The sequence below is a fragment of the Methylobacterium sp. J-068 genome (genome assembly GCF_022829445.1).
Classification (GTDB): domain Bacteria; phylum Pseudomonadota; class Alphaproteobacteria; order Rhizobiales; family Beijerinckiaceae; genus Methylobacterium.
This window is the reverse complement of sequence record NZ_JAKSXY010000064.1, coordinates 1-448: the sequence shown is the minus strand read 5'-3', so window position 1 is coordinate 448 and position 448 is coordinate 1. Positions and strand designations below refer to the sequence as shown.

Below are 448 nucleotides of genomic sequence, written 5' to 3'. Positions count from 1 at the left end.
ACCTTCTGCATGCGCTTCTCCTCGCGGGCTGCCGCTTTCTTCCGCCGCGCCAGGTCTTCGGCCTTCTGCCTCATGATCTCTTCGACGGTGATCGGCTCCGGCTTCGAAGGCCGTTTAGCGCGCTGCTGGAATGGGTACGGCCGGCGGGTCGGATGCGGCGTGTAGGGCGGGGCGCTCTCGGTCCACCTTGGACGTGCGCTGTCCCTCGCGGCCAAGGCTTCCGCCAATGTGAGCCCGGCGGCAGCGGCGACGCGGGTTGCCGCCGCAAGTGCTGCTGCACGCTCGCCCTCCGTAGCACCGCGCTCCATTAGCGCCCGGCACTTGTCGAACCGCTCCCGGTCCAGGGCCTGGGGCCGGCGATCACGGGCCGTCATCGTGTGGTCCTCTCGGGGGCGGCGAGCTTGGCGTAGCTGGCCCAGACGTGGCGCTTGTCGCAGGCATCTAGGGC

1 protein-coding gene is annotated in these 448 nt (G+C 69.9%); it reads right to left on the bottom strand.

From position 1 onward, the window contains the following. On the bottom strand, nt 1-374 hold a 374-nt coding region (locus MKK54_RS09110), incomplete at its 3' end, for a hypothetical protein (RefSeq protein ID WP_244010480.1). Nucleotides 375-448: the final 74 nt, after the last annotated feature.